Raw genomic sequence first — 14,508 nt, forward strand, 5'->3', positions numbered from 1 at the left:
TCTCCTCGTTTTCTGTCGGGTGGGGCCTGGGGCGTCCGGGGGCGGCGCTCAGTGGCCGAGCAGGCCCAGGATCTTGGTGCGCGCCTCGCCGAAGCGCGGGTCGGCCTTCGTCGCCGCCTGGTCGCGGTGGTCCCCGAAGTCGGTGTCGAGCACGTCGACCACTCCCGCCGGCTTGCCGGCCAGCACGACGACCCGGTCGGACAGGTACAGGGCCTCGTCGATGTCGTGCGTGACGAGGATGACCGTCAGGCCGAGGTCTCGGTGAAGGTCGGCGACGAGGTCCTCGAGGTTGAAGCGCGTCTGCGCGTCGACCGATGCGAACGGCTCGTCCATCAGCAGGATCTTCGCCTCGTACGCCAGACCCCGCGCGATCGCGACGCGCTGCTGCATGCCGCCTGACATCTCCCACGGGTACTTGTGGCCCTGCCCCGCGAGACCGACGCTCGCGAGCGCCTCCTCCGCGCGCCGACGGCGCTCGCGCTTGTCGAACCTCCCCTCGAGGGGGAAGGCGACGTTGTCGATCGTCGTCATCCAGGGCAGGAGCGACCGGCTGTAGTCCTGGAAGATCACTCCGACCGCGGGATGCGGCTGCGCCAGCAGCTCTCCCCGGACGAGCACGCGCCCCTCGCTGGGCGTGATCAGTCCCGACAGGCACCGCAGGAGGGTGGTCTTGCCCACCCCGGACGGGCCGACGATCGAGATGAACTCGCCCTCCGCGACGGCGAGGGACAGTCCCTCGAGCACGCGGTTCAGCGACGCGCCCTCGCCGAACCGCATCGAGAGGTCCTCGACGCGCAGTGCGGGGGCGGGTTCGCCGGATGGCCCTGCGGCCGGGGGCGCCATCATTGTCTCTGCGTTCATTTGGCCATCGCTCCTGACGTGAAGTACCAGCGCAGCGGAATGCGCTCGATGCGGAAGAAGAGAAGCGCGATCGCGTAGCCGACCACGCCGACGAGCACGGCGCCCGCCCAGGTCTGCGCCAGCTGGAAGGTGCTGGACGAGTTGAGGATGTAGAACCCGACGCCGCGGTTGGCGGCGTAGAGCTCGCTGACGACCATCACCGTGATGCCGATCGGCAGGGCGACACGGATCCCGGCGAAGATCTGGGGCATGGCGCCGGGGAGCACCACGCGCCGGAAGTAGCGCGCCGGCGAGATGCGGTACACCTTGCCGAACCGCCGGATGGTCGGCTCGATCCCGCGCACGCCGTCGATCGTGTTGAGCAGGATCGGGAACACGCACGCGAAGGCGATCGTGTAGATCTTCGGTCCGGCGCCGAGCCCGAACGTCCCGACGATGAGCGGCACGATCGCCGCCTGGGGCACGGACCGCGCGAAGTCGACGAACGGGGCGAGCGCCTCGCGCAGCCACCGGATCTCGCCGATCAGCAGGCCCGCTCCGATCCCGATCACCAGCGCGAACAGCAGCCCGAGCGCCAGGTTCGTGAGGCTGAAGGCGAGGTACCCGAGCAGCAGGCCGTTCGCCAGATCGCGCCACAGCGTCTCGAGGATGACCGACAGCGGGGGGAAGAAGACGTTGGTGCTGCCGGCGGAGGCGAACCACCACAGCAGGACCAGCGCGATCACCAGCCACGTCTTCTCCACGGCTTTCCTGAGGATGTCCATCCCTACGCCTCCTGCCTGTTCCACCTGAGGGTCTTCTTCTCGACCGCGGCGATGGCCGAGTTCAGACCCCAGCCGACGAGACCGGCGAACGCGATGTACGCGAAGGCCACGTCCCAGCGCGACGCCTCCTGCGCCATCGTGATCTGCCGCCCCAGCCCCGGGGTCTGGCTCAGCACCCCGACGCCCACGGCGACGAGGATCGCCATGGACGCCGCGATGCGCAGCCCCGTCGAGATCAGCGGCATCGCCGCCGGGAGCGTGACCTTGCGGAAGCGGCGCAGCGGCGCGATCCGGAACACGCGCGCGGTGTCGACGACCGCCTGGTCCTGCCGGCGGCTGCCCGCGATCGACTGGATGAGGATGGGCCAGAGGCACGACAGCACCACCATCAGGATCTCCATCCGCCAGTTGACGCCGATCACGAGCACCACCACCGGCATCAGGGCGAGCATCGGGAACGCGCGGCCGAACTCCACGAGCACCTCGGCCGACCGGCTGAGGAACCCGCTCACCCCGATCGCGAGGCCGAGGACGACCCCGAGGACAGCCGCGATCGTCCAGCCCGCGAACGCGGCGAACAGCGTCTGGCCGAGCGCCGTCCAGAACGTCCCCGAGGACACCACGGAGACCAGGGCGGCGACGACCGCCGAGACGTCGGGGGCCACCTGCGGAAGCACACCGGCGACGAACAGCAGCTGCCAGGTGCCCGCGAGCACGGCGAGCACTCCGATCCGGCTCAGCACGAGCCGGGCCTGGTGCGAGAGCACGCGGCGCCCGCGGGGCTGGACGATCGGGATCGTGAACGTCGACATCTCACGACCGCCCGGGGGTCGGGCTCGTGTGCGAGGCGTTCATCGGCGCGGCGCCTCGCTCCACAGCAGGTCGTCGATCGTCACCGCGGTGTCGATGATGCCGTACTCCACGAACGCGTCCGCCTGCACCTTCGCCTGCTCCTCGTCGATGGCGACCGAGATCGGGATCAGCGAGTCGGCACTCAGGCTCTCCCGGTCGACCTCGGAGATCTCGGCGGTGATGTCGAGGACCGCCTCGGCGTTCGCGTCGTCCTCGTAGAAGGCCTGCGCCTTCTCCATGGCCCGGATGAACGCCTTCGCGGTGTCGGCGTTCGCGCCCACCCACTCGCGCGTGACGGTCCACACCGTGATCGGCGAGCCCGCGAGGTACTCGGTCGAGGGCGTCGAGACCAGCGAGACGCCGTCGCGGGCGCCGATCTGCTCGAAGAACGGCGAGGAGGCGAGCACCGCGTCCACGGTGCCCTCCAGCAGCGCGGTCTCCATGCCCGCCGACGCGAGCTCCACCCGCTCGATCGACATGGGATCGATGCCGTGGTCCTCCGCGGCGAGGAACATGCCGATCTCGGAGCCGGTGTTCAGCCCCTGGATGCCGACCGTGCGGCCGGCGAGGTCTGCGGGCGACTCGATGCCGCTCGACTCCAGCGCGAGGATGCCCGAGGTCGCGTACTCCGCGCTCGTGTAGCCGTTTCCGGCGATCGCGGTGACGGGGACGCCGCGGGCGTTGGACGTGACGAGCGTGCCGAGCGAGCCCGTCGTGATCTGGACCTCGCCGCTGACGACGCGCGCGATGTTCGACGTCGGGTCGGCGCCGCGGATGATCTCGACGTCGAGCCCCTCCTCCTCGAAGAAGCCCTCGCGGTCGGCGATATAGGTCGGCTCGAAGTGGATGGGCGCCACGACCACCGAGATGGGCGTCAGCTCGGCGGAGCCGCCGCCCGGCTCTCCGGCGCCGGAAGGCTCGGTCGCTCCGAGCGGGTCGCCACCGCAGCCCGACAGGGCGAGGGTGACTGCTGCGAGGGGCACCAGGGCCCCGATCATGCGCTTGTTCATGACTACCTCCTCGTAGTGCTCGCACGGATGTGCGGGGGGTCGCTGAGTCGGGGGTGTGTCGGCGAGGGGCCCAGCGATCCCGCTGCCGATGTCCTGCTCCGCCGCGGTGCGGCGGTCTTGTTCACTCCGCCGCGGCGCGGCGGAGTCGTCACGAAAGGTCGATCACCACCGACTTCAGCTCGGTGAACTGCTCGACGCCTTCGATGCCGTTCTCCCGGCCGACGCCGGACCATTTCACGCCGCCGAAGGGGACGGCCGGGTCGATGCCGACGGCGCTGTTGAGGCGCACGGTGCCGGTCTCGAGGCCTCGCGCGAGGCGCAGGGCGCGGCTCATGTCGCGCGTCCACACGGAGGCCGAGAGCCCGTACTCCGTGTCGTTCGCGCGCCGCAGGAGCTCGTCGATCGAGTCGTCGTCGCCGAAGGTCTGCACGGCCAGGACCGGGCCGAAGATCTCCTCGCGCACCATCCGCATGTCGGGGCGCACCCCGGTCAGCACGGTCGGCTTGACGAAGTACCCCGGTCCGCCGGGGTCGCCGCCGCACACGAGCGTCGCGCCGTCCTCCACGCCGGACCGGATGTAGCCGAGCACCCGCTCCTTCTGCGCCTGCGAGATCAGCGGCCCGAGGTCCGATTCCGGGTCGTCCCCGGCGCCCAGACGCAGCCGCTCGGCGACCGCGCGGATGCCTGCCACGACCTCGTCATGGATGCTCTCGTGCACGAAGAGGCGCGAACCCGCCGCGCACACCTGGCCGGTGTTGCCGAAGATGCCCATCGCGACCGCCGGCACCGCGCGCGCGAGGTCCGCGTCGGGGAAGACGAGGACGGGGGACTTGCCGCCCAGCTCGAGCGAGAACCGCTTCATCGCGGCCGCGCAGTCGCGGCCGATCTCCGCCCCGACGCGCGTCGACCCCGTGAAGGCGATCTTCGCGACGAGGGGATGGCGCACGAGCGCGGCCCCCGCCTCGGGACCGAGCCCGGGCACCACGTTCAGCACCCCGGGCGGAATGCCCGCCTCGAGCGCGAGCTCCCCCAGGCGCAGTGCCGTGACGGGCGTCAGCTCCGAGGGCTTGAGGACGACGGTGCATCCGGCGGCGAGCGCGGCGGTCGCCTTGTTGACGGCCATGGGCAGAGGCGCGTTCCACGGGACGATCGCTCCGACGACGCCGATGGGCTGACGCAGGGTCATCGCCTGCCACTGCCCGGGGCGCGACATGTCGCGGGTCTCGCCGTTCAGGCGCGTCGCCCAGCCCGCGTTCGCGACGGCACTCTCGGCCGCGTGCGCGACGTCGAACGCGCGCGCCTGCGCCAGGGGCTTGCCGCCGTTGCGCGACTCGAGCAGCGCGAGCTCCTCCGCGTCGCGCTCGATGAGCTCGCCGAGCCGGTGGATGCGACGACCGCGGTCGGCCGGGCTCAGCGCTGTCCAGACGGCACGCGCGGCATGCGCGGCGCGAACGGCATCGTCGACGTCCGCCGCCGACGCCATCTCCGCCAGCGCGAAGACCTCACCGGTGGCCGGATCGATCAACTCGCGCGTGCCGCCCCGGCCGGGCACGCGTCGCCCGTCCACGAGCGGGCGCAGCGGCTCCGCGAGGTACTGGCTCACCCGGATGTCGACATCGGGTCCTGCTGCTGTCGTCGTCATACCTCTCCCCCGCTCTTCTCGATCAGCTCCCGGGCGATCCGCTTGGTCACTGCGGCGTGCTGCTGCACGGCCCGGCAGGCGGCCCCGGCGTCGCGGGCCTCGAGCGCCTCGACGAGCGCCCGCTGCGGGCCGTCGTCGAACAGCTCGCTCCACGAGTGCGGCGGCACGGTCGCGTTCCAGACCGCGCCGAGTCCCATCCGGTGGAAGGCCCGGGTCAGCTCCGCCGATCCCGCCATACTCGTGATGCGCGCCTGCAGACGCGCGTTCAGGTCGAGGAACTCGCCCATCGCGCCGTCGCGGCCGCGCAGCGCCTGCATCCGGTCGAAGAGCTCCCGGATCCCGCGGATCGTCTCCGCGTCCGCGTCGCGCAGACGGGTCATGAGCACGCCGCACTCGATCGTGGCCCTGCCCTCGATGCAGGCGCTCATGAGCTCGGCGGTGATCGGCAGCGGGGTGAGCGCCTCCCCCGGGCCGGCGGCAACGAGCCGATCCAGCGCGAGGTTCGCGATGGCGCGTGCGAGCAGGGCCGGCTCGAGCCCGAGCTCCTCCTCGAGCCGCTCGAACGGGACGGGCGTGCCGCGCAGCTCGCGGTGTTCGAGGAGCCAGGTGCGCACGGCGCCGTAGGCCGCGTCCTCGGCGGCGGAGTGGAATGCGCCGAACGCGCCCCGGTAGTACGCCAGGGGCTCCGCGTGGGCCGCGCGAGCCTCGACGACCCGGCCCATGAAGACCGTGTGCGTCCCCCCGACCGCCTCCTCGTCGGTCACGCACACCAGTCGTGCGAGCGCTCCGCGCAGGGTGGGCACGCCGCGGATCTCCTCGACGTCGACGCCCTCGAACTTGGCATCCGACCTGCGCGCGAAGCGGCGCGCCTCGGCGTCCTGATCGGCGCTGAGCACGTTGATCGCGAAGCTGCGCGCCGCCTTGACCTTGTCGTGCGTCTGGCTCGTGCGGTTGAGGCACACGAGCATCATGGGCGGCTCCATGGACAGCGAACTGACCGCGGACACCGTCGTGCCGTAGGGCACGCCCTCGAGGCTCGTCGTGACGACCGCGACGCCGCTGGCGAAGTGGCCGACGACGAATCGGAACGTCTCCTGATCGACGGCGGGGGCCGTCTGAAGCTCTGTCAGCATCTCCTGTTCCTCTCCGCTCGGGTTCAGCGAGCGGCCAGCAGCGACGTGATGGGCGTGAGGTCGTCCAGGTCCTCGACGCGCTCCACCGCGGCGATCAGCTCGTCTCCGACGCGCTCCTCGCGCCCGGCGAACTCGATGTTGCGCCGGAACTTGTCGCGCACGGCGGCGTCGCTCAGCGGGTTGCGGTAGATGTCGCCGAGCGGGTCCTCGACACGCTGGTGCAGCCGCCGGCCGTCTCTCGTGAGCACCACGGCCTCGGCCGTCTGGTACTCGTCCGGCGGCAGGCTGTCGACCAGCTCGACCCGCTCGAGCAGCTCGCGCACGTCGGGGCGTGCCATGTAGGCGACGTCCAGGTGCTCGGGGCGCACGGTTCCCTCGATGAGTCCGACCGCGACGTTGTACGGGATGCTGAACAGCCCGTCCACCTCCGAGCGCGGGTCGTCCGCGAAACGCTGCCCGGTGAAGCCGCGCTTGGTCGTGGGGGTGACGTGGATCTCCACGCGCTCGATGTCGTCCGGCGTCAGGCCGTGTCCCGAGCGCAGGCGCAGCACGGCGTCGAGGGCCGGGTGCGCCGCGCGGCACGAGGCCCAGGGCTTGATGATCATGTCCGCGTAGAAGCTGCGACCGAGGCCTTCCAGCAGGGCCTCGGGGCGCGGCGCCGGGCTGAAGAGGCGGAAGAACCCGAACGCCGCCCCGAGCGCGTCGTCCAGCCCGCCGAAGCCGCACTTCGCCAGGTCGGCGGCGACGATCGCGTTGCGCGCGGCGAGCGACTGCGGCAGCTTGAACGAGTCGGCCTTGTCGAAGAGGTTCTGCACGGTCCCCGCCATCTGGTTGAGCGCGTGACCCAGGGCGTCCCGGTACTGCCGTTGCGTGAAGCCCTCGAGCCGGCCCACGATCGCCGCGCCGCCCATGACGTTGACGGTCCCGGTGTTGTCGCCGCCGCTGGCGGTGTGGAAGCCCGAGGCGACCGCCAGGCGCGACGCGAGATCCTCGCCGAGGATCAGCGCCTCGAGGAACGCGGTGCCGTCGCGCCCTGCCCGCTCCGCCGCGGCGAGCGCGACCGGAACCGTGGTGCCGCTGATGTGGGCTGCGACCATGCTCGCGTCGGCGGCCTCGGCACCGACCGCCTCGAAGTCGTAGGAGCGCATGGCCATGGCGTTCAGCAGCGCGGCATGCGGCGCCGGCAGCCTCTCCTCCACGCCGGCGGCCGTCGCCTCCGGTCGCCCGCCGTAGCCGGCGAACGCGGCGCGGGCCGCGGCGTTTCCGGTGGCGTGCACGCCCGCGAGCACGTTGCCGAGGCTGTCGATCAGACGCTGCTTCGCGCGGGCGATCGCCGCCTCGGGCATGTCCCGCAGCCCCGTGCCCTCGAGGTGCTCGGCGATGGCGCCGGCATAGTCGACGGCCCTCTCGGCGACGCGATCCACCATGGATACCCCTTTCCACTCGTCCCGCGACTTCTTCGCCGCGGGTCGCCGGGGCCCTCGTCGGCCCCGCTCGCCCCAGCGTGACACCGGGCAGTAAATCTGCAAAGAGGCGGTTTTTGACGGTATTACATCGGAAAATCCGAGTTACTCCGAGTCGGCCGGCCGCGAGGAGGACGCTGAGGTTGCGCGCGCCGGCCCCGATTCCGCGAGGGATCACCGTCGAACCGAGATATCGGATCCATGACAGATTGAGGTAAGCCCTCCTGCCGCGTTGGTGACGAGGGTCCCCCTATGCGGGACGCTCTGTTGCCGTACCGGCGCCCATTCACCAGATTGTGAGACGCGCAGCTGCGTCGTGACACGGTCACGTCACGTCGTGGCGAGGGGTCGCAGCCGAGGCTGATCGTCAGCCGACGGTGACCAGGAGCAGTGATGGCAAAGGAGCTACTGTGAACACTTCCCAGAGGGTCGCCGCGGGAGTCGCGGGGGCGATCGCCGCCCTCGCGCTGGCCGCATGCAGCGCCGAGCCGACGCCGGCCGGGTCCGGCATCGAGCCGACCGGAGAGATGGCCGAGCTGATCAGCGCGGCCCAGGCCGAGGGCGAGCTCACCTTCTACGGCGACGCGAACGAGACCACTCTCCAGCAGTGGACCCAGGCGTTCACCCAGGAGTACGGCATCGCCGTGAACATCCTGCGCCTGCCGGGCAGCGAGCTGAACCAGCGTTTCCTGCAGGAGCAGTCGGCTGGACAGCACCAGGCGGACATCTTCGCGATCGCGGACCGCGTATCGATCGAGACCGCCGTCGAGCAGGGAATGATCGCCGAGTACACGCCGGAGCACGGCGACCAGTACCCGGAGGACCAGAAGATGGAGGGCTACTTCTATCCGGTGCAGAACGGCTACTTCCAGACCATCGCCTACAATCCGACGCTGCTGAGCGAGGACGAGATCGCCAGGATCCAGGCCGATCCGGTCGCAGCGGCGGGCGACCCCGCGTTCTCGGGGCGCGTGGGCGTGAACATGCCGCAGTCGTCGCAGCAGATCGCCGCGTTCTACTATCGGCTCGCCGAGGGCGACTACGCCGACGAGTACGGCTGGGAGGCGCTCGAGGCGATCGCCTCGAACGACCCGCTGTTCTACAGCTCGGCGACGCTCGTCCAGAACCTGATCGCGGGCGAGTACTCGATCGGCTTCGGCATCACAGACTCGCTGGCCTTCTCGTTCGCCATGCAGGGCGCGCCGATCGAGTTCGTCTATCCCGAGTCGACTGTGGGTGGCTACTTCGCCACGAGCGTGGTCGAGACCGCGCCGCACCCCAACGCCGCTCGCCTTTTCATGGAGTGGGCCACGACCCCAGAGGCGAACGCCCTCTACACGGAGATCACGCAGACGATCCCTGCCAACACCGAAGTGGAGGACTCCCGCGAGATCCTCGACGTGGCGTGGTACAGCCAGCCCGACGTGTCCGACGTCTGGTTCGACTTCATCCGCGACGAGGCGTTCCTGGAGGCGTCGTCGGCCGACGGCGACTTCCTCCCCCGCTGGAACCAGGTCTTCGGGTACTCCGGATGACCCTGCAAGAGACGATCGGTCTGCGGACCGGCGAGACGGGTGGCACCGAGACGGAGGCCGTCGCGGTGCCACCCACCGGCCGAGGTCGCGGCGGCCGTCGCTACCCTTCCGCCCTCGCGATCGTCCTCCTTCTCCTGCTGCTGGGCCTGGTCGCCGGCCCGGTGCTGATGGTGTTCGTGGGAGCGGTTCAGAGCAGCGCTCCCGGGCTGCCGAACAACACGTTCTCGCTGGACGCCGTCTACCGGGTGTACGTCAGCGGCGAGTACTACGGCTCGCTGATCGGCACACTCGTCATGGCGGTGAGCGTCGCATCGCTCGCGGTCGTCATTGGCGCCGTCGCGGCGTGGTTCCTGACGCGCGTGCGCGTGCCGCTGCGCAAGGTGTGGGAGTTCGGCCTCATCCTGCCGCTCTTCCTGTCGCCGTTCGTCGGCGCCCTCGCCTGGATGCTGCTGGCGGCGCCGAACTCGGGCATCATCAACGTCAACCTGCGCTGGATGCTGAACACCGATGCGACGTTTGTGAACGTGATGTCCATGCCGGGCGTCGTGTTCGTGATGCTGCTGTTCTACGTGCCGTACGCGTACCTGTTCATCTCGTCGGCCCTGAAGAACATGGACCCCTCGCTCGAGGAGGCCAGCTACATGAACGGGCACGGTACGTTCCAGACAGCACTGAAGGTGACCCTGCCGATCATGCGGCCGGCGATCGTGGCCTCGTTCTTCTTCGTCGCGGTGCTCGCCACCGGCGTCTTCGTGATCCCCGCCGTGCTCGGCATGAACGCCTCGTTCTCGCCGCTCGCGGTCGAGGTCTACCGCGCCGTTACCGTGTTCCCGTCGCGCCCGCCCGTGGGCGCGGCGCTCGGCACGCTGCTGTTCTGGTTCACGCTGATCGGCGTGTTCCTGTACCGACGGTCGGTGCGCAACGCCAACCGGTTCGTGACGGTCGGCGCGCGGGGCACACGTCCGCGGCCGGTCAAGATGCCGATCGGGCGTTGGATCGCCGCCGGTGGGTTCGGGCTCTACACGCTGCTCGCGGCCGTGCTGCCCTATGCCGTGCTGATCGTCATGTCGCTATCACCGTTCGCCATCACGGACTTCCGCCGGATGACGTTCTCGTTCGCCGGGATCACCGAGGTGTGGAACCGCGCCGACACCGCGACCGCATTCGGCAACACGCTGCTGCTGGGCCTGTTCGTCCCCACGGTCACCGTGCTCATCGGCCTCGGCATCTCATATGTGGTGGTGCGCGAGCGCGGGCGGATGGGCGCGATCATCGACTACCTCGCGACCTTCCCGATCGCGGTGCCGGGCATCGTCTTCGCGACGGGTCTGCTCTGGATGTACGTTCGCTCGCCGATCTACGCGACCATCATCGTCGTGGCGATCGCGCTCATCGGCGCCTATCTGCCGCAGGCGGCGCGTTTCGGCAGCGCCGGCCTCATCCAGATCGACAAGTCGCTCGAAGAAGCGGCCAGAATGAACGGGGCAGGCAAGCTCCGGACGATCACGACGGTCACGTTCCCCCTGCTCCGACCCTCACTGCTGTCGGCCTGGACGCTTCTGTTCGTCTTCGCCACGCGGGAGGTCAACGAGGCCGTGATCCTCTCCGGCCCGAAGTCGCGGCCGTTGTCTGTGCTCGCGTGGAACTACGTGGAGCAGGGCTCCATCCGGAACGCGGCCGTCGTCGGGCTCTTCCTCACCCTTGTGATGGCCGTGGGCATCCTCTTCGCCCGCTTCGCGCTACGTGCGCGGCTCGACTCCTCCAACCTCTAGAACCCGACTCGAAGGAACACAGACGTGAGCCAGATCACCGAGCAGGCGCCCCCGGCGAGCGCCAGTCGCACCGCCCACCGCGGCGCCGCGTTGGAGGTCCGCGACCTCCGCATCAAGTACGGCGAGGTCGAGGCCGTGAAGGGCATCTCGTTCTCCATCCAGCCGGGCGAGTTCTTGACCCTGCTGGGGCCGTCGGGGTGCGGCAAGACGACCACGCTTCGCTGCATCGCCGGTCTCGAGTCCCCGTCCGGGGGCCAGGTTGTTCTCGACGGGAAGACCATCGCGTCCGCGGAACGGGAGACGCCCCCCGACAAGCGCGGCATCAACATGGTCTTCCAGTCGTACGCAGTATGGCCCCATATGACGGTCGAGAAGAACGTCGGCTATGGACTCAAGGGCGTGGATCGCAAGGAGGCCTCTACGCGCGTCTCCGAGGTGCTCGACCTCGTCGGCCTCGGCCCGTTCGCCAAGCGATATGGCACCGAGCTTTCCGGCGGTCAGCAGCAACGCGTCGCGCTGGCCCGCGCGATCGTGACCCGTCCGAAGATCCTGCTGTTCGACGAGCCTCTGTCGAACCTCGACGCCGGCCTGCGCGAGCAGATGCGCGTGGAGCTGCTCGAGCTGCAGCGCACGGTCGGCATCACGTCGGTCTACGTCACGCACGACCAGACCGAGGCCATGTCGATGTCCGATCGAGTGGTGCTCATGCGTGAGGGCCTCATCGAGCAGCTCGACGTTCCGCGCGAAATCTACCGCCGCCCCGCGACGGAGTTCGCGGCGAACTTCATCGGGCGCGCAAACCTCATCCGCGCGAGCCTGGGCGCCGACGCCATCTCCGCGACGCGGGATGGCGTGACCATCGTGTCCGACGAGCCCTACGCGGGACCCGGGACGGACGTCACGGCGATCTTCCGCGCCGAGAACGTCCGCGTCGGGGACGCGGCCGCGGGGCTCGAGAACCGCTGGACGGCGACCGTCGAGCGCATCTCGTTCCTCGGGCGCCATCTCGACGTAGCCCTCACCATGCCCACCGGCACCATCCGCGCCGAGCTGCCCATCGACACGCGGCTCGCCGTGGGCGCACAGGTCACGGCAGGCGTCCGGGCGCGCGACGTCCACTTCGTGCCGGGGGCCTGACGTGCCCGCCGTCAGGATCACCGCCGCGGAGACGTTGCACGCCGCCGCCGGCACGCGCGTGTGGGCGTTCCTCAAGCTCACGACCGACGCCGGCATCACCGGATGGGCCGAGTTCACGGACGGCGGGTACTCCTCGCGCGGCACGCATCAGGTGATCGAGCGCCTGGCGAAGCTGGTCGTCGGCCAGGACGCGATGAACACCAACCGGCTGGAAGCGATCCTCCACTCCGCGACGCACGAGGCGGAGGAGGGACTGAACCGCCGGGCGGCAGCGGCGATCCTCAACGCGAGCCTCGACATCCGGGCGCGGGCGCTCGACCTGCGCGTGGCGGACCTGCTCGGCGGCGTGCTGCGCGACCGGCTCCCGCTGTACTGGTCGCACTGCGGCCTCGGACGGGTGCGAATGTCGCAAGCCGGCGTGCATCCACCGATTCGCTCGTTGGAGGACATCACCGCCCTGGGAACCGAGGTCCGCGAGCGTGGCTTCCGAGCCCTGAAGACCAACGTGATCCTGTTCGAGGACGGCGCCGCAACGCTCTACCTGCCGCTGTGGAGCGGCGAGGGCGAGACCTCGCTCGAGCTGACGCGCCCCACGATCGAGGGACTCGTCGACCTGATCGAGGCGTTCCACGCCGGCACTGGCGACGGCGTGGACCTTCTGCTCGACACGGTCTGGTGCGTCAAGGGTGAGGCGATCGCACGGCTGGCCCGGCGCCTGGCGCAGACGCCGCTGTCCTGGCTCGAGTCCGACACGCACGATCCCGAGGCGCTGGTCGCCGCGCGCGGGAATGGGCAGCTGCGCATCGTGTCGGGCGAGGCGCTCTCTGGCGTGCGGGAGTACCGCCGCTTCTTCGAGCGACGCGCGATGGACCTCGTGAAGGTCGACATCGCGTGGAACGGGCTGCCGGAGTCCAAGCGCGTCGCGGACCTCGCGGCGTCGTACGACCTCAATGTGTCGCCGCACAACCCGATGAGCCACCTGATGACACACATGAGCGCGCAGTTCGGTGCCGCGCTGGCGAACTTCTCGATCCTGGAGATCGACGTCGATGGTGTGCCGTGGCGCGACGAGCTCACGACACCTCCGATCATCGAGAACGGCGAGATGGTGCTCCCGGACGCGCCCGGCTGGGGCTGCGACGTCAACGAAGACGCGATCCGCGCCCACCCGCCGACGTGGGAGGTGTGAGATGCGGATCGTCTCGCTGAGCGCGCGGCCCCACACCTGGCGGTTCGCCGAGCCGCCGCGCGCGATCGGAACGGGTAGCGTCCTCCGACGTGACTTCGTGCTGGTCCGCGTGGAGCTGGACGACGGCTCGGTGGGCTATGGAGAGGCGTTCCACGGTCACGCCGGCACCGCTGTGGCCGAAATCGTCAACACGGCCCTGCAGGACGTCGTCGTCGGACGGCTCGCCTCTGAGACGCTGGCCGTGCGCGAGGAGATCCGCGATCGCTTCGGCGCGAACGGCCTCGGCGGCTTCCTGTATGCGCTCAGCGGCATCGACATCGCGATGTGGGACGCGTACGGGAAGTCCGCCGGCCGGGCTGCCTGGCGGCTCGCGGGCGGCAGCCTGACGTCCTTCCCCGCCTACGCGGGGGGCTTCACGCTGGGCTACTCGACGCCTGACCTGCTTGTGGCGGACCTCGTGGGGCTGCGGGAGCGCGGCTTCCGGGCAGCGAAGGTCCGGGTGGGCGACGGGTACGAGACGGACGTGGCACGTGTGGAGGCCGCACGCGCCGAGCTCGGGCCGGAGTTCGGGCTCATGACCGACGCGAACCTCGGACTGAAGTACGACACCACAAGGCTGGCCGGCGCGCTCGGAGCCATCGGCGCCGAGTGGCTCGAGGAGCCCTTCGTGCCGACGCGCCGGGCGGACTACGTCGCGCTCGCGTCACTGCGCCGCGTGCCATTGGCCGCCGGAGAGAACATCTTCGGCGCCGACGCGTTCGCCGACTGGATCCGCTCCGGCGCGATCCAGGTCGCCCAGCCCGACGTCAGCCGAGTCGGCGGCATCACGGAGGCCATCCGCGTCGGCCACGTCGCGCAGGCGATGGGCGTGCGCTTCGTCCCTCACATCTCGCACACGGCGCTGAACCATGCCGCGACGCTCACGGCCATGTCTGCTCTCGGTTCGCGCGACTACTTCGAGGCCGATCCCACGGCGGTCAACCCGCTGCGCACGGACGTGATCTCCGGCGGCGTGGTGGTCGCGGACGGCGACGCGCGGGTGACGGACGCACCGGGCCTCGGCGTCGCTGTCGACGAGGAACGCCTCGCCGCTGACTTCCAGGGAGAGCCTGGCTCACCCTGGCCGCGGCCCGCCGCCTGATGCCGTGGC

General features: G+C 70.2%; 12 protein-coding genes. 5 read left to right on the forward strand and 7 right to left on the reverse strand.

What is annotated here, in order from left to right:
• Positions 1 to 48: 48 nt before the first annotated feature.
• The 7 genes from IEX37_RS07805 to IEX37_RS07835 all read right to left on the reverse strand — a co-directional run bounded on the left by IEX37_RS07805 (position 49) and on the right by IEX37_RS07835 (position 7,689).
• Entirely contained in the window at positions 49 to 861 is an 813-nt protein-coding gene (locus IEX37_RS07805; RefSeq protein ID WP_188755706.1) for an ABC transporter ATP-binding protein, read from the reverse strand.
• Positions 858 to 1,625 (reverse strand): ABC transporter permease, encoded by a 768-nt coding sequence (locus IEX37_RS07810; RefSeq protein ID WP_188755707.1) that lies wholly within the window; start codon positions 1,623 to 1,625, stop codon positions 858 to 860. Before IEX37_RS07810 ends, IEX37_RS07805 begins: the two co-directional genes overlap by 4 nt.
• 2 nt (positions 1,626 to 1,627) lie before the next feature.
• The gene (locus IEX37_RS07815; protein ID WP_188755708.1) at positions 1,628 to 2,437 is read right to left on the reverse strand and encodes an ABC transporter permease; all 810 of its coding nucleotides are present in this window, start codon (positions 2,435 to 2,437) and stop codon (positions 1,628 to 1,630) included.
• 39 nt (positions 2,438 to 2,476) lie between these two features.
• Entirely contained in the window at positions 2,477 to 3,487 is a 1,011-nt protein-coding gene (locus IEX37_RS07820) for an ABC transporter substrate-binding protein (RefSeq protein WP_188755709.1), read from the reverse strand.
• Between the two features lie 148 nt (positions 3,488 to 3,635).
• Entirely contained in the window at positions 3,636 to 5,129 is a 1,494-nt protein-coding gene (locus IEX37_RS07825) for an aldehyde dehydrogenase family protein (protein WP_188755710.1), read from the reverse strand.
• Complete coding sequence (locus IEX37_RS07830) at positions 5,126 to 6,262, reverse strand: flavin reductase (RefSeq protein ID WP_188755711.1); 1,137 nt, start codon at positions 6,260 to 6,262, stop codon at positions 5,126 to 5,128. Before IEX37_RS07830 ends, IEX37_RS07825 begins: the two co-directional genes overlap by 4 nt.
• 23 nt (positions 6,263 to 6,285) lie before the next feature.
• Positions 6,286 to 7,689 (reverse strand): MmgE/PrpD family protein, encoded by a 1,404-nt coding sequence (locus tag IEX37_RS07835; RefSeq protein WP_188755712.1) that lies wholly within the window; start codon positions 7,687 to 7,689, stop codon positions 6,286 to 6,288.
• A 446-nt stretch (positions 7,690 to 8,135) separates the two neighbouring features.
• Between IEX37_RS07835 and IEX37_RS07840 the strand changes: the two genes are divergently transcribed.
• The 5 genes from IEX37_RS07840 to IEX37_RS07860 are packed head-to-tail and all read left to right on the forward strand — an operon-like array spanning position 8,136 to position 14,499.
• Complete coding sequence (locus tag IEX37_RS07840; RefSeq protein WP_188755713.1) at positions 8,136 to 9,260, forward strand: ABC transporter substrate-binding protein; 1,125 nt, start codon at positions 8,136 to 8,138, stop codon at positions 9,258 to 9,260.
• Positions 9,257 to 11,032, forward strand: a complete 1,776-nt coding sequence (locus IEX37_RS07845) for an ABC transporter permease (RefSeq protein WP_188755714.1) — start codon at positions 9,257 to 9,259, stop codon at positions 11,030 to 11,032. The genes IEX37_RS07840 and IEX37_RS07845 overlap by 4 nt, the downstream gene beginning before the upstream one ends.
• Before the next feature lie 24 nt (positions 11,033 to 11,056).
• Positions 11,057 to 12,169 (forward strand): ABC transporter ATP-binding protein, encoded by a 1,113-nt coding sequence (locus tag IEX37_RS07850; protein ID WP_188755715.1) that lies wholly within the window; start codon positions 11,057 to 11,059, stop codon positions 12,167 to 12,169.
• A 1-nt stretch (position 12,170) separates the two neighbouring features.
• A complete protein-coding gene (locus IEX37_RS07855; RefSeq protein WP_188755716.1) occupies positions 12,171 to 13,358 on the forward strand; it encodes a mandelate racemase/muconate lactonizing enzyme family protein in 1,188 nt (395 codons plus the stop codon).
• Between the two features lies 1 nt (position 13,359).
• Complete coding sequence (locus IEX37_RS07860; RefSeq protein WP_188755717.1) at positions 13,360 to 14,499, forward strand: mandelate racemase/muconate lactonizing enzyme family protein; 1,140 nt, start codon at positions 13,360 to 13,362, stop codon at positions 14,497 to 14,499.
• Positions 14,500 to 14,508 lie beyond the last annotated feature (9 nt).

Origin of the sequence: Microbacterium album, assembly GCF_014643695.1 — a bacterium.
Taxonomy (GTDB): Bacteria; Actinomycetota; Actinomycetes; order Actinomycetales; family Microbacteriaceae; genus Microbacterium; species Microbacterium album.

Bases quoted from the DNA above. Each gene is read 5' to 3' on its own strand.
- IEX37_RS07825 (WP_188755710.1), bottom strand. From the start codon at position 5,129: ATGACGACGACAGCAGCAGGACCCGATGTCGACATCCGGGTGAGCCAG.
- IEX37_RS07815 (WP_188755708.1), bottom strand. From the start codon at position 2,437: ATGTCGACGTTCACGATCCCGATCGTCCAGCCCCGCGGGCGCCGCGTG.
- IEX37_RS07810 (WP_188755707.1), bottom strand. From the start codon at position 1,625: ATGGACATCCTCAGGAAAGCCGTGGAGAAGACGTGGCTGGTGATCGCG.
- IEX37_RS07805 (WP_188755706.1), bottom strand. From the start codon at position 861: ATGAACGCAGAGACAATGATGGCGCCCCCGGCCGCAGGGCCATCCGGC.
- IEX37_RS07835 (WP_188755712.1), bottom strand. From the start codon at position 7,689: ATGGTGGATCGCGTCGCCGAGAGGGCCGTCGACTATGCCGGCGCCATC.
- IEX37_RS07860 (WP_188755717.1), top strand. From the start codon at position 13,360: ATGCGGATCGTCTCGCTGAGCGCGCGGCCCCACACCTGGCGGTTCGCC.
- IEX37_RS07820 (WP_188755709.1), bottom strand. From the start codon at position 3,487: ATGAACAAGCGCATGATCGGGGCCCTGGTGCCCCTCGCAGCAGTCACC.
- IEX37_RS07845 (WP_188755714.1), top strand. From the start codon at position 9,257: ATGACCCTGCAAGAGACGATCGGTCTGCGGACCGGCGAGACGGGTGGC.
- IEX37_RS07830 (WP_188755711.1), bottom strand. From the start codon at position 6,262: ATGCTGACAGAGCTTCAGACGGCCCCCGCCGTCGATCAGGAGACGTTC.